Below are 23,748 nucleotides of genomic sequence, written 5' to 3' on the forward strand. Positions count from 1 at the left end.
TTGCCTAATCATTCGATAGAAAAATAGGTGACCTACTGGCCACCTATTCAAAGAATATTAATTACTTAATTTCATCAATAAAATTTACAGCATAACCAATGTAATTTGCTGGAGTCATCGCTTTCAGACGCACTTTTTCATTTTCTGGTAGCGCTAAGCTATCAATGAATTGTTGCATTCCTTCCGCCGTAACGCGTTTACCACGGGTCAACTCTTTCAGCTTTTCATACGGTTTTTCAATGCCATAGCGGCGCATAACTGTTTGAATTGGCTCTGCTAATACTTCCCAATTTTGGTCTAGCTCTTCCAGTAAATGTTGTTCGTTGACTTCTAATTTATTCAATCCTTTCATTGTGGATTGATAAGCAATCAGTGAATAACCTAAACCAACACCTAAGTTACGAAGAACTGTAGAGTCAGTTAGGTCACGCTGCCAACGAGACACCGGTAGTTTACTCGCTAAATGACCTAATACGGCGTTTGCTAGACCCAAGTTACCTTCTGAGTTTTCAAAGTCGATTGGGTTAACTTTATGAGGCATGGTTGAAGAACCAATTTCACCGGCAATGGTTTTTTGCTTGAAGTGATTTAATGCAACGTAACCCCAGACATCACGATCAAAATCAAGAACGATAGTATTGAAGCGTGCAACACAATCAAACAGCTCGGCAATATAATCGTGTGGTTCGATTTGTGTCGTGAACGGGTTCCATTTGATGCCCAGAGAAGATACGAATGTCTCACTGAATTCGTGCCAATTAACCTCAGGATAAGCAACAATGTGAGCGTTATAGTTACCAACGGCACCATTAATTTTACCAAGAATTTCAACTTGTTCCAGTTGACGGAATTGACGCTCTAAACGGTAAGCGACGTTAGCAAATTCTTTACCAACCGTAGACGGTGTTGCTGGCTGACCGTGGGTACGGGACAGTAATGGCAGTGAACGGTATTCGTATGCCATGGCTTTAATTTTATCAATAATCTGGCGCCATTGTGGCAGTAAAACCTCTTCACGAGCTGTTTTCAGCATTAATGCGTGAGACAGGTTATTGATATCTTCAGAAGTACAAGCAAAGTGAATAAATTCAGATACTGCATGAAGTGCAGGAATATGAGCCACTTTTTCTTTCAGGAAATACTCAACTGCTTTTACGTCGTGGTTAGTCGTACGCTCAATTTCTTTGATACGCATCGCATCTTGTTCACTAAAATTAGCGACAATTTCGTCTAAGTAAGCGATTGCGTCAGCGTCAAATGAAGGAACTTCTTTAATTTGTGCAGTTGCAGCCAGTTTTTGTAGCCAGCGAACTTCAACTTGGACACGAAATTTCAGTAAACCAAACTCACTAAAAATAGTGCGTAAAGCGCTGACTTTATCACCGTAACGGCCGTCAATCGGGGATACAGCGGTCAGTGAGGATAATTCCATTGGTAGCAACTCCAGATTTATAGGTGAGACAAAATTTGTTTCGCCTGATTAGACAGACGGCTTCGAGAAAACATCAGTTGGAGACGGCTGCCACCAACTTGTTGCCATAGCACGGCACAACGAATACCAGCAAGCAGCATGGATCTAACTTTTGCCTGAGCAAGGGTATTTTTCAGAATATCAGGGGAGCCCGTGACTTGAATGCGGGGACCTGCTGGGCTCACTACATCTACATAGATACCGGCAAGGGCATTGAAAACACCTTCAGACATGGGATCAAAATAGCTCGCTTGGCGTTCAAATTGCTCAATACGCTGACCTAGTTGGTTCATTGCGTTGTCATCTTTACTTAAACGACGTTCTAGCGCCATGATACTGAGCATATAACGGGTCATTTCAGCCGAAATTCCGCTATTTCCACCTGTTAGCATACCAAGTAACGCACTTAAGCCAGTTTTCAAATTAGCTTCATCGTTACCGAACACATCCAGCGTACTGGATGGGTTCATGTTGGTCAGACTGTCGACCATGGTTTTGCCATCTTGCTCATTAAAGGTCCCTTCATGAGCAAGTTTTTGTACCATTAGGCTAGCTTGACAGATACCCGCTAATGCTAGCGTAATATCGTAATAGTTTTTCGCCACACTTACTCCTGAATACGGGCTTCAATAACGCCGCCACCGAGGCAGACTTCATCAATATAAAATACCGCAGATTGCCCTGGAGTAACAGCAGCAACTGGGTAATCAAAAGTAACTTGAATTTTATCGGCACTTAATGGCGTTATAGTACAAGGTATATCCGCTTGACGATAACGGGTTTTCACTACGCAGCGTAATGGCTCAGTGAGAACTTGTCTATCTACCCAATCTAATTGTTGAGCAATCAGGCCAACAGACATTAATCGAGGATGTTCATGGCCTTGAGCGACAATTAATTGATTTTTCTCAACATCTTTGTCTACTACGTACCAAGGTTCTTCTGAACCTTCTTTAGTACCACCGATCCCCAGACCTTTACGTTGACCTAACGTATGGTACATCAATCCTTCATGTTGGCCGATGGTTTCGCCATCTACAGTGACAATTGGACCCGGTTGAGCAGGGAGGTAGCGCCCTAAGAAATCACGGAATTTACGCTCACCAATGAAACAGATACCAGTAGAATCTTTTTTCTTCGCAGTCACTAAGCCGATCTCTTCGGCAATACGACGTACCTCTGGCTTTTCTAGTTCACCCACAGGGAACAGGCTTTTGGCAATCTGTTCATGGCTGAGGGTATAGAGAAAGTAACTTTGGTCTTTATTATTGTCGAGGCCGCGTAATAGTTGGCTTTTACCATTGACGTCACGGCGGCGAACATAGTGGCCTGTCGCGATATAGTCTGCTCCGAGATCTTCCGCAGCAAACTCTAAGAAAGCTTTAAATTTAATTTCTTTGTTGCACAAAATATCTGGGTTTGGGGTGCGTCCCGCTTTGTATTCTTCTAAAAAGTGTTCGAAGACATTGTCCCAATATTCGGCAGCGAAATTGATGGTGCGTAACTCAATACCCAGCTTGTCACAGACAGCTTGGGCATCAGCAAGGTCAGTTGCCGCAGAGCAATACTCTTCATCGTCATCCTCTTCCCAGTTCTTCATAAACAGACCAACTACCTGATACCCTTGCTGCTGGAGTAAATAGGCGGAAACGGATGAATCAACACCACCGGACATACCGACGATGACCTTAATTTGGCTGTTATCTGATTTGGTACTGTTATCTGACATGAAAATAGTCTCACTACGGAAAAATCAAGCCCCATACTTTAGCACGTTGCACCCTTGTTGCACCAGAGTTAGGGCGAATTATGTTAGTCGTAATGATGACCGAATGCGGTCAAAATATCTAAAGGATAAGATATTCCCTCTTGAAAACAGCGGATGCTCTGTGCAACTAATGGAGATCGTAGACAGGGGCTAGATAAAATATCTTCTGCGGTAACCCAGTGGCAGGCGCTAATATCACTGTCATGGGGACTTGTTTCGCATGGTGCATCTAGTTCAAGGGAAAACAAAAATCGAATAAACTGGGTGCTATCGGGGGCAATCCACTGATGAACTTTAATGAGCTTTTGTGGTGTACCTTGGATACCCGTTTCTTCAAAGAGTTCTCGCTGGGCGGCTTGTAGTAAAGACTCATTGGCTTCCAAATGCCCAGCGGGTTGATTCCATGTTGGTTTATTATTGACCCACTCCTCAACCACTAAAAACTTATCTTGAGCGTGAACTATAGTGGCAACAGTAACATTAGGCTTAAACAACAGTGACCTCCTTCCATTCACCAGGGGATAAGTTATCCAAACTAAATTCACCCGTGGAATAACGGATCAATCTTAGTGTCGGAAAACCAATATTAGCTGTCATTCGGCGAACTTGCCGATTTCTTCCTTCAAAAAGCGTGATTTTTAGCCAACTTGTTGGAATGTTTTTACGCTCTCGAATAGGCGGAATTCTTTCCCATAACCAATCCGGTTCTTCAACTAATTCGATTTCTGCGGGGAGGGTTGGACCATCATTAAGCACAAGTCCTCGGCGAAAATTAGCTAATGCAATTTCATCGGGAATACCCTCTACTTGAGCATAGTATATTTTCCCCGTTTTCTTCTGAGGCTGGGTTAATCGTGCTTGCAGTTTCCCGTCATTGGTTAATACCAATAATCCCTCGCTATCGCGGTCGAGACGCCCAGCTGCATAAACATCGCTAATTGGAATATAATTTTTTAATGTTTCTCGCCCTTGTTCATCGGTAAATTGAGGGAGTACATCAAAAGGTTTATTAAAAATAATAACCTTACGAGGTGTTGACGACTTTGGGGCGGTAATAGTGGTATTTTTATTTAGTCGATGATTATTCTTTAAGCGGGTTTTAGGCGCATTTTCAGTTCGACGTGGAGATGATGATATTCGATTCGTTGGTTTGGACATAATAATAAAATAGGTTGAATATAAATTATTGGTTATTGTAGCGGAGTTTTGGTTACCCTTTAACTCTTATCCTTGATAGGGCGGGATATTAATTAAAACCATTAAAAGCATATAAACGTTTTATACGGATTTTCCCTTTTAAAATAATGGGATAAATAATTAACTGATTCGAATAGTGTGAGCGCAATATATTTTTCATGTCAAATATTTTGTTAATGTGAAACTCTATTTGGCGATCGATGTAGATTCAAGTAGTATTGACATGTCTCTTACAAAAAATTAACAAGTAAAATACGCAAGTGAAGGAGAGGTTAATGGAAAGCAAAGTAGTAGTTCCGGCAGAAGGCGCTAAAATTACCATTGATTCAAAAGGCAAATTACACGTTCCGAACAACCCAATCATCCCTTTTATTGAAGGTGACGGTATTGGTGTTGATGTCACTCCTGCAATGTTAAAAGTTGTTGATGCTGCAGTCAAAAAAGCCTACAACGGTGAGCGCAAAATTTCGTGGATGGAAATTTACACCGGTGAAAAATCTACTCAGTTGTACGGCAAAGATGTTTGGTTACCGCAAGAAACCCTCGATTTAATCCGTGACTATCGCGTTTCAATTAAAGGTCCTCTGACTACCCCTGTAGGTGGCGGCATTCGCTCTCTGAACGTTGCACTTCGTCAGCAACTCGACCTCTATATCTGCCTACGTCCTGTTCGTTACTACAAAGGCACACCAAGCCCAGTAAAACAGCCTGAGTTAACGGACATGATTATTTTCCGTGAAAACTCTGAAGATATTTATGCTGGTATTGAGTGGAAAGCAGGTAGTAAAGAAGCAGATAAAGTCATCAAATTTCTGCAAGACGAAATGGGCGTAACTAAGATCCGTTTCCCACAAGATTGCGGAATCGGTATTAAGCCGTGTTCTGAAGAAGGAACTAAGCGTTTAGTTCGTGCAGCAATTGAGTACGCAATCGATAATAATCGTGATTCAGTGACCTTAGTTCATAAAGGCAACATTATGAAATTCACTGAAGGTGCATTTAAAGATTGGGGTTACCAATTAGCACAAGAAGAATTTGGCGGTGAGTTAATTGATGGCGGTCCATGGGTTAAGATTAAAAACCCTAAAACTGGCAAAGATATTATTGTAAAAGACGTCATCGCAGATGCCTTCTTACAACAGATCCTGCTGCGTCCAGCTGAATATGATGTTATCGCATGTATGAACCTGAACGGTGATTATATTTCTGATGCATTAGCGGCACAAGTTGGCGGTATCGGTATTGCTCCAGGTGCAAACATTGGTTCCGAGTGTGCTTTATTTGAAGCAACTCATGGTACTGCGCCTAAGTATGCAGGCCAAGATAAAGTAAACCCAGGTTCAATCATTCTATCCGCAGAAATGATGCTGCGCCATATGGGTTGGGTTGAAGCGGCAGACTTAATCGTTAAAGGTATGGAAGGCGCAATCGCGGCTAAAACTGTAACTTACGATTTCGAACGCCAATTAGAAGGCGCTAAATTACTGAAATGTAGCGAATTCGGCGACGCGATCATTAAACACATGTAATTTATTACGTAGTGTAATTAATAACGGGAGCTTAATAGTTCCCGTTTATTTTTTGTTCAATTAAATTCTTCCCCAAAACTCCCCCAAAACTCTTCCCCAAAACGGTTCAAAAAACAGGCTATCTAGATCGCAATAATTTATCAAAATTATGCCTATATCGCGACCGTAATTAAAAAAGCAACAATAAGCCTAGAACAATGTCGAAGAATAGATTTATTATAACTAAAGAAACAGAAAATCTTAAATAAGCAGGAATGGTGTCTATATGATATTTTATGGGATAAATTATCTACAAGAGCAGTCTAATTTAAATGACTATCTTAAATATATTATTATATTCAGTACATTGTTTGTTTTAATCGTTGTTTTTAGCCTATATATGCGTCACCGATTACAGACAAAATATCGGGATTTAACTATTATGGCCTTCTTATTTCTGCTGTTCATTTCCGGCGTTCAGTATTCAGATTATACAAATAGTCAAAATATACACTCACAATCATCCCGAATGGTTAATTTTGTAAAACTATTATCAAAAGAAAAAGATGTAGATGTAAACTCTATTTTTTCAAGCTCAATACAACTCTCGGATGGTGTGATTATAAAAGTCAATAATATTTATTATCGTGTGAGTTTGAGTCCGGATCAAAATACATATAGCTTAGTAGAAGCTAAATTAACAAACCCAGACACCATTATTATAAAAAAGTGAGGAAGTAAATGATTATATATATGCCTATAGTTATAAAATTGGGTCTGGGAATATTGTGTTTAATTGTGCAGATAAATCTTATGGGAAAAGGGAACCTTGCCCCATCCTCTGCAATGGATCAGGTTCAAAACTACGTTTTAGGTGGGATCATTGGCGGTGTAATTTATAATGAGTCAATTACGGTGCTGCAATTTGTCCTAGTGTTGATTATCTGGACTTTACTTGTATTTGTTCTTAAATTCTCAAAAGAAAACAATCGATTAATTAAACAAATCATAGATGGAAAGCCTATTACCTTAGTACATAATGGCAGCGTTGATGTTAAAGAATGTTTAAGAAATGGTGTTTCTGCAAATGACTTAATGTTCAAACTCAGAGCTAATGGTATCTATGAAGTTGAGCAGTTAAAACGCGTAGTCCTTGAACAAAATGGACAGTTGACGATTATTCAAAATGGTGATGAAAATATTCGTTATCCCATCATTGTGGATGGATTAGCTAATGATGACTTGCTTGAAATTATTAATAAAGATAGAGAGTGGTTGGAAGCAAAAGTCGCGGAACAAGGATTTAATAAAATCAGTGAAATTTACCTAGGTGAATATTTATCGGGTAAGATTAATTTATATGGATATGCTAGATAGTATCTAAAGTTAAGTTATCGTAATTGAGATGGCTAATTTTATATCAAATGGGAAGGATTATGAGATCCAAAAAAATTGATTATGGAATTTTCCGTTTTAAATTTAGTCAATGAGTTTGTTTTTATTCTGCACCAAGCGAGAGTATGCGCTATAAGCTCTCTTATCAATATTATGCGATACATGTCTGATTTTTTTTGTACCTCTTCAGCCCAACCGGTATATCGAATATTCCTCTATATTTATTAAGATAAAATGATGAATCCATAAGGGGATAGCATGGCAATGACAGTGATAGAAGCAAAAGCTAAAGCGGCAGAAATTTCAGGAGAAATTATGAAACAGCATATTGCGTCCGTTCCTGGGGTATATACATCCGCAGAATATAAATTGGATCTTTCGACAGTTTTTGAAAGGCTGTATGACTCAATAAGTAAAAAAATGGACATTAAATAACACTAGTCGACCTTTAACTAATTTTGTGTGCAAGCCATCCACTAAAAATGGATGGTTTTTTATTTTTTTTGTATCTAAACAAATCAATCACTATTGGACTGATTATAAAAAGATGTACTAATAAATACTTAAATAAAATTCGATGTGTAGGCATTTATACTTATTTTTAGTGTTATGTGTGATAAAAAGAGTCGCTCTATGGAAGTTCATTGCAAAGGTGTTAAAATGACCGAAACTATTTTATAAAAAATAGTGGTATAAATTAAATAATTATACATTTTTAGCACAGCGCTCTGGTGGTCTTAGAGGTATAAAATGAATAACACATATTTATTACTAGCTATACAGTTAATGACCTTTTTTATCTCTTTTCGAGCAATAGCATTTCAAGAAAAAGAGTATAACCCTGTAGTATTTAACATGGCTCAACTCTATGATTTTAATCCGGTTAGAGGAAATATCAAGGAGCTAAAAACAGTAGTCTATAATGAAGATAAGTCTATTAATTATCAATCATTTCTAAAAATTGGACGAGATGGCTGTGTAGATAGTTTTACTTATGACCAAAAAAAAGATGAATACCTGAATAGTGTCCATAACCATCTTTCACTTAAAAAAATTAACAATAAATTAGTGGGTAATGATGCCAATGGTCCCGTTGAAATGATTGTTGGCAAAAATTGTTTGATACTCTCAAGAGTGGACACGAATGGTGAGTTAATTTATCAATACAATGACGATGGGATTATCATTGGTTCACAGATCGCAAATCCTAGAACACAATATAGTGAAAATCATTACAATAAATTTAAACTTCCGGATTCGATAATTTACTATAAAGATAATATCGTATTTTCTGAAAGCATAATCACATATGGAAAAGATATTAATAAACCATTTGATCTTACCATGGAAATTAAAGCGCTAGGGCAACCAATTCTATTTGTTATTTCTACATGTGAGTATAATGAGAAGAATATTGCTCACAAATGTGATTTTGTATTGACAATAAATGCAAATGGTAAAAATATCAATTTGTTAAAAAGCAGTATAACGGAAGCTACTTTTTATTGAGAAAATATTCCATTTAACATCAGGATAATAACTAAATCACATGATATAAATACGAATTATTTTTATTTCCGGGTTGATGGTAAATAATTAAATTTAAATAAATGATGTTATAAAAAGTAATTTCCCATGAAGTATGATTAAAATGTCAGCGAATATTTGAAGTAAATTGCCTATCTCAATATAGAGATAGCATAAAAATAAATCTAGGGGCTTTCATATATATGAAAATCGAAATATTACCGGTAGTTGCCTGTACTGTGGCAATATTGATACCATTTAAAGCTACAGCAATGTCAGAACAAAAATATAACCCTGTCGTATTTAATATGGCACAAATGTATGATTTCAATCCCGTCAAAGGTAATGTAAAAGAAGTAAAATCAACGATTTATAATGAGGATAACTCAATAAATTATATTTCCAATTTAAAAATTGGGCGTGATGGATGCATTGATGAATTTTCTTTGAGCCAAGTAAAAGATGAGTATATCAATAGTATTCATAATGAGTTATTCGTAAAAAGAGTTAAAGATAAACTTATCGGAGAAGATATTAATGGACCAGTTGAAATGGAAATAGGCAAGGATTGCCTAGTTTTATCTAAAAAAGATTCGAATGGTAAGTTATTGTATGAATATAATGATGATGGTTTTATCAAAGGCTCTATGATTAAAAGTCCAAATATTAAGTTAAATGAATATCACTATGATAAAGATAATCGGCTGTATGCAATCACTTATTACAGTGAAAATAAAGTATTTTCAGAGACAGTGGTTGAGTATGATAAAGATCCCGCTAAACCTTATGATGTACTTCTCGAAGTTAAAGTGATGAATCAATCCGCACTTATTGCAGATACTAAATGTGAATATGATAAGCGAGGAGTATCCTATAAATGTAATTTTGTACTTACATTAACGCCAAATGGTAAAACCATAAAATTAAACAAAAGAAGCACAACAGAGGTAATCTTTTATTGATAAAATAGCCCCTTGTTGGGACTATTTATACATTATTATTAATGGTTTTCAGATTTGGAGCTGTTGTTTTTCCATAGAATGAAATGCAGTAAACCCATCAAGCCATGACCAATGATATAGGCTTCAATGAGTCCTGTGAGCGTTTTATGTATGTTGCGAGCTTCTGGCGCTAATGCTGAATTTTGTAGCCATAAAATAAACCAAATTACTCCAGATAAAACGACGATAGCTAAAGCTCCTAGACCTAATCCTTGTATCGTTGTGGCTAAACCTCTTGGAGAACTTTCTGGTAATTTTAATTTAAATAATAACGTAATATCATTTTTTATTTGAGTAAAATCTCCCCATAAATAAGGGAAAAAATAACGAAATCCTCGATTAGAAAAACACACGAGTATTAGGAAGGCGGCTAGGAATAGCAGACAAAAGCCTATCCCAATATGAATCCATGTAAAATAGAACGAGTATCCGTCTGTTGGAATGAGTCCTGCCTTTGTTACTTGCATCCAATTGCTGATAATAATTTGAGTTATGACAAGTATAAAAATAAAGCAGTGTAGCAATCGGGTCGTCTTATTTTGATATATGCCAAAAAATCGCCAAATCGATTTTAATAAATTCATGATTATCCCTGATAAAAGTCTGGTTACTTCTTTGTAAACCTTTTATTTTTAGTATTCAATAAGTTTATTTCGATGATATGAATTGGATGTTCTTATGCAGATAAATTTTATTGTTTTTCTTGGCGGGGTTGAAAACGTTAAATAAGCCCGAATATACAAGTAAACAAAGCGGGAAAATAAAAAAAGAGGATACGATGAATAAGATGATGCTTGTAAAACAAGCTTTAACCACTGTGTTAGGGAAAGATATAGGTAATTTGGCGATTGTTAAAAAATATTTTTCCACAGATTATATACAAATTGTTGATGGAAAACAGATTGATTTTGAAGAGTTTTATGAGCACTTGAATGTATTAAAAGAAGCGACTAAAAGTATCACGGTCACAATCAAATCGATAGCTGAAGGCGATAACTGTGTGCATACACAGCATATAGCGCGTGCAATTAAAAATGATGGCTCAGTCAGTGAATTTGAGGTATTTGCTAGCTTTCAATTGGGCAATGAAAAAATTATCCGTTGTGAAGAGTTAACGAGAATGTTATCAGGTTCAAAACATGATAGTGATTTAGGATCACGGGTATAAAAATTTTAAGAAATAGAATATGTAGTTAGTACTAAATCTAAAAATATTAACTACATATGGATTGATATCATCATTATGCAGGATAGGTTAATTGCATCCCAGACCCCACTTCTTTAACCGGAATATATGTAGCTAAATGTATTTTTGCAGCTAAATCGGTGCAATGGCATGGATGGATTTGTGATAAATTTTGCTGTTTAAAATAATGACTAGTTTGGTTTAGTAAATTATCAGAGGCGTGCTGTAGATGAAAACCACCTATAACGGTGATAATTTTATCCACTTTGGTCACTTGCTTTGCATACTCAACAATATTACAAATACCTGAATGTGAACATCCTGTAATCACAATTAAGCCTTCCGATGTTGTAATTGCTAGAGCGGTATCATCAAGTACATAGTCATCAACACAATTATTTTCTTGGTCTACGGTTTTACCAATTGGATCTTTTCCTTCAAATGCATTATTTCTCGGGATTTGACCAAGAAAAATAACATTATCAGAAATATAGTAAGTATTTTGTGTTTCAACTAAATCAAAATAGGCTGTGAGAACATTTCTGGGTGTATTCGCGCCAATGACCTTAGTTTTATAGTTTTTAGGTAACAACGCATTAGGATGACAAATAAGCTTTTTAGTTTGTTGGGATTCGAGGTTACGTCGGTCTAGATATTGGATTAAATGGTTGATTCCCCAAGTATGGTCATTGTGACCATGGGATAAGACTAGATCGGTAATATAGGATAAATCGATATTAAGAATATTAGCATTCTCAATGAATACATCAGAATAACCAGTATCAAATAATATTTTTTTTCCATCAGCCTCGATGTAGTAGCAAACACCAGGCTCACCACAAAAGTAACTATCTATTAGGGTATTGTTATCAACGAGAACAGAAATATTTATTGTCATTTTTAGCTCTTTTTTTCAAATTTAGTTAATAACGTTATATCAGATTAACTGTAAAAGATATTCAACCAGGTATAAACATATAATTCGTAATACAATGATTTATTTAATCATATGATAAGTAAGGCTTAGGCTTTATTGCTGTTATGATACTAACAACACGTTAATGCCATACATTTTAAGAGATAATCAACCAAATCGTAGAATGACACTTGAGTCCATTATGTTTTCACTTCTAATCAAATGCTTATTTGGCGCATTAGCTGTTCTGGTTATAGCTCTTTTTTCTCGTAGTAAGGTCTATTATATTGCAGGCTTAGTTCCATTATTCCCAACTTTTGCATTAATTGCGCATGTGATTGTGGTGCAAGAACAAGGAGGTGAAGCCTTACGAAAAACAGCGCTGTTTGGCTTATGGTCTTTAATTCCCTATGCAATGTATTTGCTCACTGTCTATTTGTTTGCTACTCGATGGAGTCCATGGGTTTGTTTAAGTGTAGCGACACTGATTTGGGTAATTACTGCGATATGTTTAGTTTATATTTGGACTCAGCTACAATGATTAGGGTTTAATGCTAAATTCGTCAATATAACAAATTTTTATATCGGATCTGAAGGGAAGTTCATCGTTAAAGAATAATGTCATCGCAAATATTTTCATACCAATTATAATAATTCGAAATATTTCTTAATAAATCGCGTTGTGAAACATGTTGCTAAGATCATTGATATTATTGTTAGTTGCGGGCTGCGCATATATAGCCGGTTTGATGACTGACCTTTCATCATCAGCAAAAGTTAATACTGAAAGTAAAGTAAAAAATGTAGTCAAAGATTTTTTAGATTATCCCGAAGCGGCGACCTATAAAAATTTTGAGTATCATATGCTTACGAAAAATTCACGTGGAGATGAAACAGGCTATTATTGTGGGGAAGTGTTTGGTTTTGAAGATGAACTGTCCAATAGCTATAGACGGTTTATTGTTAGGGTATATCAAAATGTTGAAGGTAATACTTCAATTTCAATTCCTTTAATTGAACAAATAGATGATATTATCCCACCAGAGCAATTTACTGCAATTTGGGAACGTTATTGTGAGGATCGTAAATTGTAAGGATCAGTGTGGGAGGTTATTCACCAGTTTAGTTTTTTATTGCTAGTGTTGCTAGGAATGTTGGCAAGTAATTATCAATAACAAATCGAGGGTTAGGTTGCCAATCCTCTTGAAAACCTGTAATGGTAAATCCTACTCTTATCTGCCCACCAATTAAATCTGTTAATGAATGGCCAAAAACAAAAGCTTCCTGATTTTTTTGTTTTACCTCAATTTGTTCTGGTGATAAATTTTCTAATTCAGAAAATGGCATTCTATAACACGGTCTTATAATATTGTGCTCATCGGTTAATTTTTCTCTGTCATCGACAAAGACGATAGGATTAAAGAAGCTAGATAATAACCTACCTTGAGGTTTCAATACCCGATAGCACTCTTGCCATACTGGATTGACATCTGGAATATATAAATTGGATATAGGATGAAAAATGATATCAAAGCTATTATCTGGGAATATTTGTAAGGAACGCATATCCCCTTGAATTATGTTTAAGGATAAGTCATCACGTAGTGCGACTAATCTGTCTTGCTCTAATTGTTTTTCTGAAAGGTCAAACACTGTCACTATTCCTCCTGCAGCGGCAAGTATGGGTGCTTGTTGGCCTCCAGCAGATGCTAAACATAAGATATGTTTATTTTGAATATCACCCAACCACTGTTTATTAAGTGCTGTTGGGGTTAAATGGATTTGCCAATTTCCTTTCTTTGCTTCATCAATTGTCGCTGAGTCAACAGGAGTTGACCATGCTTGCTGTAATTCAGCTTGTTTATCCCATGCTTTTTGGTTTGCAGATATAATGTTAGTCATCAAGTGTACCTTTTAATACATTAATTGAGGGGATTCTAATTGAAATGGAATAAATGTAAATTAAATTGTACTACATAATACTAATTTTTGATGAGTTGAAGTAAATTTAAAGAATATGACATGATTGAAATAAAGGCTGCTTATTTGCATAATGTCAGCAACCTTTAGCTTTTAGAGCTGATTAATATGTTAGCTAAATTTTATCCTATTATTTTATTGGTTATTTCCAATGTTTTCATGATGTTTGCTTGGTATGGACATTTGAAGTTTACGAACAAACCCCTTTATATTGTTATTTTTATTAGCTGGCTTATCGCATTTGTTGAATATTGTTTTGCCGTGCCAGCAAATCGCTTAGGGCATCAATATTATAGTGCTGCTGAGTTAAAAACGATGCAAGAGGTTATCACCTTATGTGTTTTTGTAGGTTTCTCCGTTTTGTATCTGGGAGAAAGCATCACTATCAATCATATTATTGGTTTTATACTGATATTTGCAGGTGCTTTCTTTATTTTTAAAGGGCCATTTTGAAGGAAAACTCCTTCTATCTAGTAGAAGGAGTTTTCAATTTATACCCAGCCTTTTTGACGAAACTCTTTTAATACAAGAACAAACTGTTCCATTTCTTCAGGAGTTCCTAGAGTGAGGCGATTCCAGCCTACAACAGGTGGGAATTCTCTTCCTACCATGATGTTAGCTTCTTGCATTCGTTGCTTATACGTTTTCACATCACCTTTAACTTTGTGGAAAATAAAATTAGCTTGAGATGGCGCATATTCTAATCCAAGGTCATTTAATGCCTGTTCGACAATCTTGCGAGAAAGGTTATTTGATTTCAAGCTATACGCAATAAATTGCTTATCTTTTAATGATGCGATAGCTGCTGCGGCTCCAGCTGTATTGGTATTATCAATTGAATTAAATTCATCAACTGCAGCGATAATATCTGGAGTTGCAATACCATAACCCACACGTAATCCTGCTAAGGCATATATTTTAGAAAAAGTTCTGGTCACAATAAGATTATTTTGACCTTTTTTTACTAATTCTATAGCGCTAATAAACTGTGGATCTTCAACGAATTCGGCATATGCCTCATCTACAATAAAAAATTGCTTATCGGTAACTTTTTTCATCCAACGATCTAATGGGCTATGTGGTGTGATCATTGCGGTTGGATTGTTAGGATTGCAGATATAAATAATAGAGAGTCCATCAAAATTATTTGCGATCTCTTCCATTTTTTCTAAGTTAAAAGAGAGGTCGGCACTCAGTGGAACTTTTTTGATTTCAATATCTAAAGGTAGAGAGTAGAGTTCTGCATAATTAAACGTTGGATCTGGAGTAACTAATTGAATTTTTAAATTTTGTTTTCTCGCCTTATTTGCCAGCATGGCTACCGCTGCTTGAATGGTTTCCGATGAACCATTACCTATGGAAATATGCTTGTCCGATAAGTTATGCATAGCACCTAAATTTTCAATCAACTCTGATCTGGCAGCATCAGGGTAACGAAAAGAGCCTGGTAGAGATTCCACGACCGCTGCTTGAGCTTTTGGTGACATACCGAGAGAGTTTTCGTTGAAATTAAGCAGTAAAGGATGCTCTGCACTTGGTTTGATAACAGAGATTGTCTTTGCATTTGCCTGATTTAAAACGGAGTTTATTGCTAAACCACCAGCGATAAGTGAGCTTGTTTTTAAGAATGAACGACGATCCATGAAGTGTTCCTGCAATATATTTACGTTGTGTTACTAGATTACTTAAAATAATTGCAATGTAAATAAATATGTTAATAAAGTGATTTTTTATTCGCTCTTGTTGTTTTTATCGCTGGAAATGCATGGTCTTCATGTTGTGTTAACTGGTTAAATATTCATCTCTTCAACAATATTTCTCAGAAAGTTACCGATGAGGTGATAAATGGGCTATTTCAGAGAAATACAAATAACTAAGTGGATTAAGAGGGGGATAACCGATTAATTATCAAATATAAGTGAAAGTATGTTAACGCCACATTGAAAATCAACATTTACTAAAGATGCTATTAAGAATAAATTTATTTTAAAAAGATAATCTTTTTGAAAGGACAATTTAAAGTGAGAAGATTATCTCTTCTCACTTTAAATAATATTTATTGATTTTGAATTGGAGCATTAGTCTCCGCATCTATAACTGCAACATGTACTCTGTATTGTTTACCATTTTCACCTTTTGGTAGATCAGAGCTGATTTTTTTCAGTGTTTCTTCGGGTTGAGTTGTTTGAATCGTTGTAGAGTATTGCATAGCAGCTTGATGGCGACCAGAGTGTCGTCCATCTGCATAGTTACTGCATGGGCGTTCATATTGAGCTTGAGTATGGTTGTTATGATTAGGCCAAGAACCATGTCCAGTACCATTACCATGATATGCAAAAGTTGAAAAGCTAATGGCCAATAAACTACTAGCAATAATAATAGATTTTGAAAGTTTCATATTTTATCTCCTTTGTCTTTATATTTAATTTGCCATTTAAATATATTTAAGCAATTCAATTTACTTAATTATAGAGATTATTCTTATTGTACTCACAGTCATTCATTATTTCTTCATAATGCTAATTTCTTGTTAATTAAACTAGTTATTTATAAATAAATAAAAAATGAATTTTTATTATGTTCTATCTATGGGAGATGGATCGTACTTTTTGTGCTGCACTAATTAGGTAAAGCTTATAAAGACAATAGCAAAAATGTTAATATAGCTATATCTGTTAGATTTTATAACCTGAAAAGGATCGCAGTTTGAAACGAATAAAAAGTAAGCTATTGATTATTATATTACTGGCAGTTGGCGCATTTGGTTACCAGTTTTATACAAGTATTGGGGATTCGGATATTAAAAAAAGTGCCGAAAAACTTGTTGAGAGCAAGTTAGGTACAGGAAGCTCCATTATCTTTACTGATGTAAATATCGTATTGAAAAGCGAATTTAAAGATGGAGAAAGCTATCGAGTTTGTGGTTTTTATCAAGTTAAACAACAAGATGAAAAGCTGCCATTTGTTGCTAGTATCAATGTTCAGGAAGGTGTTTTTTCAGAGCATAATCAGTTAATTGTTAGCGAAACGCCAGAGTTACGTACCGCAATTACCACCATTTGTGAAAAGTCGAAAGAGTAACTTTGTTGATGTGCCCATAGTCCGTCAGGGCACATTCTATTTATAAGTTATTATGATTTATTCAGTAATAGCTCAGTTTGGATTTTACACGCAGCTATTGAATCATTCAGTGATTTATTAAATTCTGCATCAGATGCAAATTTAGATTTGTTTTTTCGTACCCCATCAATGGCTGCCATTAAATTCTGACGTAATTCTGCTTCAGTGGTTTGCAATAGTTTTAAATCCACATTTTCACTTTTGAGCTTTGTGATGGTATTGCTAGTCAGCTCGCTACTGCTTTTATTAGTGCCGTATGCGTTATGCAGTGCTTGCCCTGTTGCATCACAATAGTCTTTAGCTAGTTCACTAATATTTAAAGGCTCGTTGGCTGCTAAGGCAATAACAGGGCTTAAAAATAGTGCTAATAATAAACGTTTCATAGGCATACCTCTGATTTGTAATGAATGTGGGTCTGTAGAGACTATAGCAGACTGGGACGTAAATCATAATCTCAGAGGGTTTTTTAGCATCAATTCATAAAAAAGAGCCAGTATAAATACTGGCTGCTATAAATTAGCAAAAGCAATGTAAATGAAAATTCGTTATATACATTATCATATAACGAGAATAAATAAAGGACTTTGTTTGGGTCGGATTTGGTATTCAAAGCAAAGATGATTTTGATCAGAGTTTAAGGTGAATGGAAAATAATGTAGGACAAGGAATACCAGCCTGAAATACTTAGGTAGGCTGGTAAAGGAGGTGGTTTAGGTTAGTTTTTTAACCAATGGCCATGATGCAAAACATCTTCAACGAGCTCATGTAAGACAATATGAGCTTCTTTGTCATCATGAAATCCGCTGGTATTAAATGTTGTTGGCCCCATATCATGTGTAATCTTCAGATTGCTACCGGGATAAACTTCCAATATGCGAGCATGCAGCTCGGCAACGAATGCTTCATGGGATTTTTCAGAGAGTTTTGCCACTGCGTCGTCGGAAACTTTAATATTGATATCCATATGTTACCCTTTGATGTAAAAAGCTAATTTTTAATCAGTGTATTGTTATCATAAAACATAAGCAATAATCTTATTTGGATGATACAAAAAAGATTTAATGAGCGAGGACAAAAGTTATTATTAGCTTGGATATGATTTTATTATTATATGGATCTTTTTAGATTATAATTTTTCTATATTTAATTATAGTCAAAAGTTAGATTTGTAATTTTTTAAGTTTAAATCCCTACGAAAAATTTAAATTATTTATATAAGTAAAATGAACTATTTAGATAATGAAATCAATTAAACCAGTCTAAAAAACAACCAAATTCAAACGATTGTTTAATTTTGAATAAAAAACAATCAATGCAATCTTATCGTGATGATATTTAATGTATTATAATATTGAGGCTCAAGGCTTTTTTAACAAAGGCATGTTAAAAAACAAGCATCATCATGTATAAAAAACAGAAAATAATTTACATGAAAAGCAAAAAAAATATAATTCAGGCGTCGTGTTGAATTACGTTGATTTAAATTATGAACCTTTATGGCTCATAGTTTTTATGTGTTTAACTATTATTGGCTAATATGGAGCGAAATTAATCATCAACTAAATATTAATTTAGTTGTTCTAATAAAAGGAGAGTAATTTGATAGAATTTATAAACTCAATCAGTAATTTTATTTGGGGCTCATTACTAATTTATTTATTACTCGGAGCCGGTCTTTATTTTACATTACGGTCTAAATTTATTCAGTTTAGACACTTTGGCCATATGTTTGGCATACTTAAAAACAGCACTCAGGCAGACAAATCAGGAATTTCGTCATTTCAAGCATTATGTACCAGCTTAGCAGCCCGAGTTGGCACTGGAAACTTAACTGGGGTGGCTATTGCTATCACGGCAGGGGGGCCTGGAGCCATATTTTGGATGTGGGTTGTAGCCCTATTGGGTATGGCAACATCATTTATAGAATGTACCCTCGCTCAGTTATATAAAACCAAAGATGACCAAGGTAACTATCGTGGTGGGCCTTCTTATTATATGCAAAAAGGCTTAAAACAACGTTGGATGGGAGTTTTATTCTCAATCTTTTTAATCATTGCCTTTGGTTTGGTTTTTAATGCCGTTCAAGCTAATTCTATTGCTCAAGCCACTGCGGTAGCATTTGATTTTAATCCTCTCTATGTTGGTATCGTATTAGTTATTTTAAGTGGAGTGATCATTTTTGGTGGATTAAGATCAGTTGCTAAAGTCGCGGAGCTGGTTGTGCCTATCATGGCAATTGCATATCTACTGCTCGCTTTTTGGGTTGTTGGGCACCATATTGAACGCTTACCCGATGTATTTATGTTGATCTTTCGTAATGCATTTGGCTTACAAGAGGCTGCAGGGGGAGCTGTGGGCTATGGTGTCGCACAAGCTATGACCCAAGGAATTCAGCGGGGACTATTTTCTAATGAAGCTGGAATGGGTTCTGCGCCGAATGCTGCTGCGTCTGCATCTCCTTATCCCCCTCATCCTGCATCCCAAGGGTACGTACAGATGTTGGGTGTCTTCATGGATACAATCGTTATTTGTAGCGCTACGGCAATTATTATCTTGGCATCTGGTGTGTTAGATGGCCCAATTGAACAAGTTAATGGCATCGAACTTACTCAGCTCGCATTGTCATCTTCTGTCGGAAGTTGGGGGTCAACTTTCATCGCTATTGCTATTTTCTTTTTTGCTTTTACTTCAATCATTGCAAATTATGCTTACGCAGAAAGTAACATGATTTTCCTCGAAAATAACCATACCGCAGGTTTGTTTATTTTCCGCTTAGCTGCTTTAGGGATGGTGATGTTTGGTGCTTTAGCCGAAATGCCATTGATCTGGAAACTCGCTGATTTATCAATGGGCTTGATGGCGATTACCAATTTAATTGCGATTCTCCTATTGTCTGGAGTGGCATTTAAGTTAGCCAATGATTACAACCAACAACGTCGTGATGGAAAGGTGCCTACTTTTGATATCAATGACCATCCAGAGTTAAAAAAACAAATTGAAGATGGAATTTGGGAAAAAGAGTCTGTAGAGCAGTGGGTGAGTAAGGAAGTTCGCTCATAGCAATGATGCTGTAGTATTAAATAATGTTAAGCACTTAGATAAATGTCTAAGTGCTTTTTTTATAAATAGAAATTGATAAAAAAGACTTGCTTTCTCGTGCTTGGAGCGTAATGTTTTTGAAATATACTCATGGATATTTTACCGATTACGAGGATGTTATTCAGGCTATGAAACTAGGGCAACATGCAGCAACATTCTACGGCATAATTTCCATATTATTATGGAGCACGATGGTTGGTTTAGTTCGTAGCACAAGCGAAAACTTTGGTCCCATAGGTGGTGCAGCCTTAATCTACTCTATTGGTAGTCTTGTGTTAGTGGCGGTGATGGGGCTACCTAAAATCCATTTATTTCCTAAGCGCTATCTGTTTTGGGGTGCTTTTCTATTTGTTAGCTATGAAATTTGTTTCATATTGGCTCTGGGTTTAGCCAATAACCGTCAACAAGCGATTGAGCTGGGAATGGTGAATTATCTTTGGCCGAGTTTTACAATCGCGCTCGCTGTATTATTTAATCGACAGCGATTTACATTGTTATTGATATTAGGACTAATATTGGCATTTGCGGGGCTATTATGGGTGATTTCTGGAGACCAGCCTCTATCGCTAGATGCTATTTTATCGAATATTCAAAGTAACCCGATAAGCTATGGATTGGCCTTTGTGGGAGCAATATTGTGGGCGTTTTACAGCAATATTACGAAGCGTATGGCGAATGGATGCAATGGAATGGTCTTATTCTTTATCATGACATCTATTGGGCTATGGGGACTCTTTTTACTTTCTGAGCCAGCGCCATTTAATATTAATCTGAACAGTATGAGTTTATTGCTGATCACGGCAATTGCAACGGGAGGCGCTAACGCTCTTTGGACTGTTGCAATTATCAAGGGTAACGTCGCATTTTTGGGAACCCTTTCTTATTTTACCCCTGTGATCTCTACCGCATTTTCTTCAATGCTATTGAGTACGGCATTAACATGGGGATTTTGGCAGGGAGTTGTGATGGTCACCATCGGGTCAATAACTTGTTTTATCGCGACAAGACGCCGCTAAATACGGTATTAGCCCGCAAACTGCGGGCTTCATATGATTAATTAGACCAAATTTCGCTTTACAATAGGATCCATTTTTGCCGTAAATTTACCGATAAGCATCGAAATAATGAAAGCAATCAGTCCCGGAATTAACCAACCCATACCTTGTTCAAATAGCGGCAAATGTGTCATCAGTATTTCTTTCACTGAACCGCTTAATAATTTCATATTATTCAATGTATCAAATAAGCTCATCAAAACAACCACTGCAATGGTAATACCATAAGTGACTCGTGGGGCCGCCATATATTGACGAGCAAATTGCAAGAATACGATAGTTACCGAGGACGGATAAATCATCAGTAGTGCAGGAATTGTCACACGTAGCAACGTATCAAGACCGAAAGTTGAAACGATGGTCGTTAATAAGGTGAAAAATACCACCCAGAACCGATAGCCTAAACGATGATGGAACGTTGCGAAATAATCAGCACATGCGCTGGTAACGCCTACTAAGGTGGTCATACTGGCTAGCAATACGATCCCACACATAATCCACGTACCAATCGAACCAAATAAAACATCCACATAGCGAGAAAAAATTTGTCCGCCATTCGTTGCTGTATTAGCAACTTGCTCGCTCGTCGCCCCTAAATAGAATAAGCAAATATACAGTGCAGCTAATAAACTGACAGAAATTAGGCCGGCTTTGATCGTAATGATGGCAACTTGGCGAGGTTCGGTAATTTGCTTAGAAGCTAATGCACGAGCAACAATCCCCCCGAATGCCATTGCAGATAACACATCCATGGTTTGATAGCCATCAATTACGCCCCCCAAGAAGGCAAACTCTGCATACTGATTTACAGGCTGATTGATAGACGATAGTGGATCTAGCACGACAGCGATACCGACAACCACTAACAGAATTAGCAGTGCGGGCGTCATAAATTTACCAATGGCACTGATCATCGTACCTTGCTTCAACATGAAGAACATAGAACCAAAATTGAAAATGAGTGCAAAAGTCAGATGCGAGAAAGTATTTTTCTCAACCAGACCTAATGGCAGAAAGCCCATTTCGAAAGCGGTATTTGTCACTCTTGGCATGGCAAAGGTTGAACCGACGATCAAATAAAGAGCGACCCAAAAAATAACGGCAACCCATTTAGGTAAATCGACTGAGAGTTTTTCACCTCGACCTTTTACCGCGACGGTAACTAGCGTTAAAAAGGGCAATAATACGCCAGTAATCAGAAACCCTAGGGAGGTATTGAACCAGTCTGTTCCTGATTGATATCCGGCCATTGGAGGAAAAATGATGTTTCCTGCACCTAAAAATAAGGCAAAAACCATCATTCCAAGAATTAACATATCTTTTGTTGAAAACATTTTACTACCTGTTAGTGATGTTGATTTTTTATTGTGTTTGTTAGCATATGGTCACTTTTTTGAACGCTGCAGATAGTATCAAATTTGGTAAGGTAAGTAAGGGGAAGGATAAAAGAGTTGGTAAGCTAAGATAGAGGATGGACATGCCAAATGTGCAAACAATAGGCATATCCAATAGCGGCAAAATAAATTTATAGGAATTTGAACTTTAAAATCTAAAATATCTAGACAATAAATTTATTTATTGCGACGGCAACACCATCACAATCGTTGGTCGATGTCACAAATTTCACCATTTCACGGATATGTGGCTCCGCATTCCCCATTGCAACAGAAACACTGGCGTATTTTAGCATCGCAATGTCATTATTTTGGTCTCCGATGCTCATGACCTTATCGGGGGTTATAGCTAGCTTTTCACATAAAACCTGTAATGCGGAACCCTTACTGGCATCTTTGTTCGATATTTCTAAAAAGTAGGGGCTAGTACGAATTAGAGAATAATTTTCGAACGTATTTTCTGGAATATAGCTGATACCAATTTCTAATTTTTCAGGGTAATCAATGACCATGATTTTTGTGAAACTTAATGAGGTATCCATCTCATTGACTGGGCAGTAAACTAAAGGGGTATTCGTAAAATAGGCATCATGGATGGTATAGCGACTGATGTGTCGGTTAGCAGTAAACATTGTGTTATCTGCTAAGGCATGCATATGAACCCCAATATTATTAGCCAGCTCGGCGAAGTACTGATAATCCTCAAAATCTAACAAATCTTCATATACATGGCTTCCATCGTTAGCTTGATGAATAACGCTACCATTATTACTAATACAATAATTGTTTGTAGTATCTAACCCAAGCTCTTGTAAATAAGGTTGAATGCCAGAATAGGGGCGACCCGAAGCCAATACAATGCGAATACCTTTTTGCTGGGCATGAGCGATGGCATTTTTAACGCTAGGGGATATTTGGTGTTGGGAATTGAGTAACGTACCATCTAAATCAATGGCGACTAGTTTAATAGACATCAACGCCTCCTAAATTAGAGTTTTATGTCAGTACCTTACTCTGATTATTAAGAATGTAAATTATCTAACTGACTGATGCGGGTATCAATCAAAAAAGATATAGATTATGAATGCCCATGTTTTATTGCATTAAAATGAACGAACTCATTGATAATGC

General features: G+C 36.4%; 27 protein-coding genes. 13 read left to right on the plus strand and 14 right to left on the minus strand.

All coding sequences use genetic code 11. From position 1 onward, the window contains the following. Nucleotides 1–61: 61 nt before the first annotated feature. The 5 genes from purB to rluE all read right to left on the minus strand — a co-directional run bounded on the left by purB (nt 62) and on the right by rluE (nt 4,397). A complete protein-coding gene (purB, locus tag PR761_RS02180) occupies nt 62–1,432 on the minus strand; it encodes an adenylosuccinate lyase (protein WP_126436926.1) in 1,371 nt (456 codons plus the stop codon). A gap of 17 nt (nt 1,433–1,449) precedes the next feature. Further along, nucleotides 1,450–2,076, minus strand: coding sequence for a high frequency lysogenization protein HflD (gene hflD, locus PR761_RS02185; RefSeq protein WP_006815391.1), 627 nt, complete (start codon nt 2,074–2,076; stop codon nt 1,450–1,452). A 2-nt stretch (nt 2,077–2,078) separates the two neighbouring features. After that, on the minus strand, nt 2,079–3,200 hold the full coding sequence (mnmA, locus tag PR761_RS02190; protein ID WP_006815390.1) for a tRNA 2-thiouridine(34) synthase MnmA: 1,122 nt from the start codon (nt 3,198–3,200) through the stop codon (nt 2,079–2,081). Between the two features lie 83 nt (nt 3,201–3,283). After that, nucleotides 3,284–3,733, minus strand: a complete 450-nt coding sequence (locus PR761_RS02195; RefSeq protein WP_006815389.1) for an NUDIX domain-containing protein — start codon at nt 3,731–3,733, stop codon at nt 3,284–3,286. Continuing rightward, nucleotides 3,726–4,397, minus strand: a complete 672-nt coding sequence (gene rluE, locus PR761_RS02200; RefSeq protein WP_154611153.1) for a 23S rRNA pseudouridine(2457) synthase RluE — start codon at nt 4,395–4,397, stop codon at nt 3,726–3,728. The genes PR761_RS02195 and rluE overlap by 8 nt, the downstream gene beginning before the upstream one ends. A 314-nt stretch (nt 4,398–4,711) precedes the next feature. Between rluE and icd the strand changes: the two genes are divergently transcribed. The 6 genes from icd (at nt 4,712) to PR761_RS02230 (ending at nt 9,828) form a co-directional block, all read left to right on the plus strand. Continuing rightward, nucleotides 4,712–5,965, plus strand: a complete 1,254-nt coding sequence (gene icd / locus PR761_RS02205) for an NADP-dependent isocitrate dehydrogenase (protein WP_006815387.1) — start codon at nt 4,712–4,714, stop codon at nt 5,963–5,965. A gap of 265 nt (nt 5,966–6,230) precedes the next feature. Further along, on the plus strand, nt 6,231–6,677 hold the full coding sequence (locus tag PR761_RS02210; protein WP_006815386.1) for a DUF3290 domain-containing protein: 447 nt from the start codon (nt 6,231–6,233) through the stop codon (nt 6,675–6,677). Nucleotides 6,678–6,685: 8 nt separating this feature from the next. Further along, a complete protein-coding gene (locus tag PR761_RS02215; RefSeq protein ID WP_006815385.1) occupies nt 6,686–7,321 on the plus strand; it encodes a DUF421 domain-containing protein in 636 nt (211 codons plus the stop codon). 276 nt (nt 7,322–7,597) lie between these two features. Next, nucleotides 7,598–7,774: a hypothetical protein gene (locus PR761_RS02220; protein WP_006815384.1), complete on the plus strand. Its 177-nt coding sequence runs from the start codon at nt 7,598–7,600 to the stop codon at nt 7,772–7,774. Nucleotides 7,775–8,089: 315 nt separating this feature from the next. Then, on the plus strand, nt 8,090–8,848 hold the full coding sequence (locus tag PR761_RS02225) for a YnfC family lipoprotein (RefSeq protein WP_006815383.1): 759 nt from the start codon (nt 8,090–8,092) through the stop codon (nt 8,846–8,848). 221 nt (nt 8,849–9,069) lie between these two features. Beyond that, the gene (locus tag PR761_RS02230; RefSeq protein WP_112836901.1) at nt 9,070–9,828 is read left to right on the plus strand and encodes a YnfC family lipoprotein; all 759 of its coding nucleotides are present in this window, start codon (nt 9,070–9,072) and stop codon (nt 9,826–9,828) included. A 38-nt stretch (nt 9,829–9,866) separates the two neighbouring features. On the opposite strand, the gene PR761_RS02235 is transcribed toward PR761_RS02230, so the two are convergent. Further along, complete coding sequence (locus PR761_RS02235) at nt 9,867–10,451, minus strand: cytochrome b/b6 domain-containing protein (RefSeq protein ID WP_112836899.1); 585 nt, start codon at nt 10,449–10,451, stop codon at nt 9,867–9,869. 194 nt (nt 10,452–10,645) lie between these two features. Here PR761_RS02235 and PR761_RS02240 point away from each other — a divergent pair, with 194 nt between their 5' ends. Further along, nucleotides 10,646–11,035 (plus strand): hypothetical protein, encoded by a 390-nt coding sequence (locus tag PR761_RS02240; RefSeq protein ID WP_039855271.1) that lies wholly within the window; start codon nt 10,646–10,648, stop codon nt 11,033–11,035. 73 nt (nt 11,036–11,108) lie between these two features. Here PR761_RS02240 and PR761_RS02245 read toward each other — a convergent pair whose 3' ends face one another. After that, a complete protein-coding gene (locus tag PR761_RS02245; protein ID WP_006815379.1) occupies nt 11,109–11,951 on the minus strand; it encodes an MBL fold metallo-hydrolase in 843 nt (280 codons plus the stop codon). A 220-nt stretch (nt 11,952–12,171) separates the two neighbouring features. On the opposite strand from PR761_RS02245, the gene PR761_RS02250 reads away from it, so the two are divergent. Then, complete coding sequence (locus PR761_RS02250; protein ID WP_039855268.1) at nt 12,172–12,510, plus strand: GlpM family protein; 339 nt, start codon at nt 12,172–12,174, stop codon at nt 12,508–12,510. Between the two features lie 208 nt (nt 12,511–12,718). Next, nucleotides 12,719–13,063 carry a hypothetical protein gene (locus PR761_RS02255; protein WP_223844679.1) on the plus strand — a complete coding sequence of 115 codons (345 nt, stop codon included), beginning with the start codon at nt 12,719–12,721 and terminating at the stop codon, nt 13,061–13,063. Nucleotides 13,064–13,091: 28 nt separating this feature from the next. Here PR761_RS02255 and PR761_RS02260 read toward each other — a convergent pair whose 3' ends face one another. Further along, nucleotides 13,092–13,871: a class I SAM-dependent methyltransferase gene (locus tag PR761_RS02260; RefSeq protein WP_112836897.1), complete on the minus strand. Its 780-nt coding sequence runs from the start codon at nt 13,869–13,871 to the stop codon at nt 13,092–13,094. A gap of 186 nt (nt 13,872–14,057) precedes the next feature. Between PR761_RS02260 and PR761_RS02265 the strand changes: the two genes are divergently transcribed. Further along, a complete protein-coding gene (locus PR761_RS02265; protein WP_006815375.1) occupies nt 14,058–14,402 on the plus strand; it encodes a DMT family protein in 345 nt (114 codons plus the stop codon). A gap of 38 nt (nt 14,403–14,440) precedes the next feature. Here PR761_RS02265 and PR761_RS02270 read toward each other — a convergent pair whose 3' ends face one another. Then, the gene (locus tag PR761_RS02270) at nt 14,441–15,592 is read right to left on the minus strand and encodes a pyridoxal phosphate-dependent aminotransferase (protein WP_006815374.1); all 1,152 of its coding nucleotides are present in this window, start codon (nt 15,590–15,592) and stop codon (nt 14,441–14,443) included. A gap of 413 nt (nt 15,593–16,005) precedes the next feature. After that, complete coding sequence (locus PR761_RS02275) at nt 16,006–16,347, minus strand: hypothetical protein (RefSeq protein WP_006815373.1); 342 nt, start codon at nt 16,345–16,347, stop codon at nt 16,006–16,008. Nucleotides 16,348–16,655: 308 nt separating this feature from the next. Here PR761_RS02275 and PR761_RS02280 point away from each other — a divergent pair, with 308 nt between their 5' ends. Next, the gene (locus tag PR761_RS02280; RefSeq protein WP_006815372.1) at nt 16,656–17,030 is read left to right on the plus strand and encodes a hypothetical protein; all 375 of its coding nucleotides are present in this window, start codon (nt 16,656–16,658) and stop codon (nt 17,028–17,030) included. Between the two features lie 50 nt (nt 17,031–17,080). Here the strand turns inward: PR761_RS02280 and PR761_RS02285 are convergent, their stop codons facing one another. Further along, nucleotides 17,081–17,452, minus strand: coding sequence for a hypothetical protein (locus PR761_RS02285; protein ID WP_039855263.1), 372 nt, complete (start codon nt 17,450–17,452; stop codon nt 17,081–17,083). Nucleotides 17,453–17,784: 332 nt separating this feature from the next. Further along, complete coding sequence (locus PR761_RS02290) at nt 17,785–18,033, minus strand: DinI-like family protein (RefSeq protein WP_006815370.1); 249 nt, start codon at nt 18,031–18,033, stop codon at nt 17,785–17,787. Between the two features lie 635 nt (nt 18,034–18,668). Between PR761_RS02290 and PR761_RS02295 the strand changes: the two genes are divergently transcribed. Next, nucleotides 18,669–20,129, plus strand: a complete 1,461-nt coding sequence (locus tag PR761_RS02295; RefSeq protein ID WP_126460689.1) for an alanine/glycine:cation symporter family protein — start codon at nt 18,669–18,671, stop codon at nt 20,127–20,129. Nucleotides 20,130–20,296: 167 nt separating this feature from the next. Beyond that, a complete protein-coding gene (gene yddG, locus PR761_RS02300) occupies nt 20,297–21,184 on the plus strand; it encodes an aromatic amino acid DMT transporter YddG (RefSeq protein ID WP_112837551.1) in 888 nt (295 codons plus the stop codon). A gap of 41 nt (nt 21,185–21,225) precedes the next feature. On the opposite strand, the gene brnQ is transcribed toward yddG, so the two are convergent. Together brnQ and yidA are read right to left on the minus strand one after the other, a co-directional pair. Then, complete coding sequence (gene brnQ, locus PR761_RS02305; protein WP_006815367.1) at nt 21,226–22,557, minus strand: branched-chain amino acid transport system II carrier protein; 1,332 nt, start codon at nt 22,555–22,557, stop codon at nt 21,226–21,228. Between the two features lie 224 nt (nt 22,558–22,781). Continuing rightward, on the minus strand, nt 22,782–23,591 hold the full coding sequence (gene yidA / locus PR761_RS02310; protein ID WP_154611152.1) for a sugar-phosphatase: 810 nt from the start codon (nt 23,589–23,591) through the stop codon (nt 22,782–22,784). Between the last annotated feature and the right edge of the window lie 157 nt (nt 23,592–23,748).

The sequence above is a fragment of the Providencia sp. PROV210 genome, from assembly GCF_028479445.1.
Lineage (GTDB): Bacteria > Pseudomonadota > Gammaproteobacteria > Enterobacterales > Enterobacteriaceae > Providencia > Providencia rustigianii.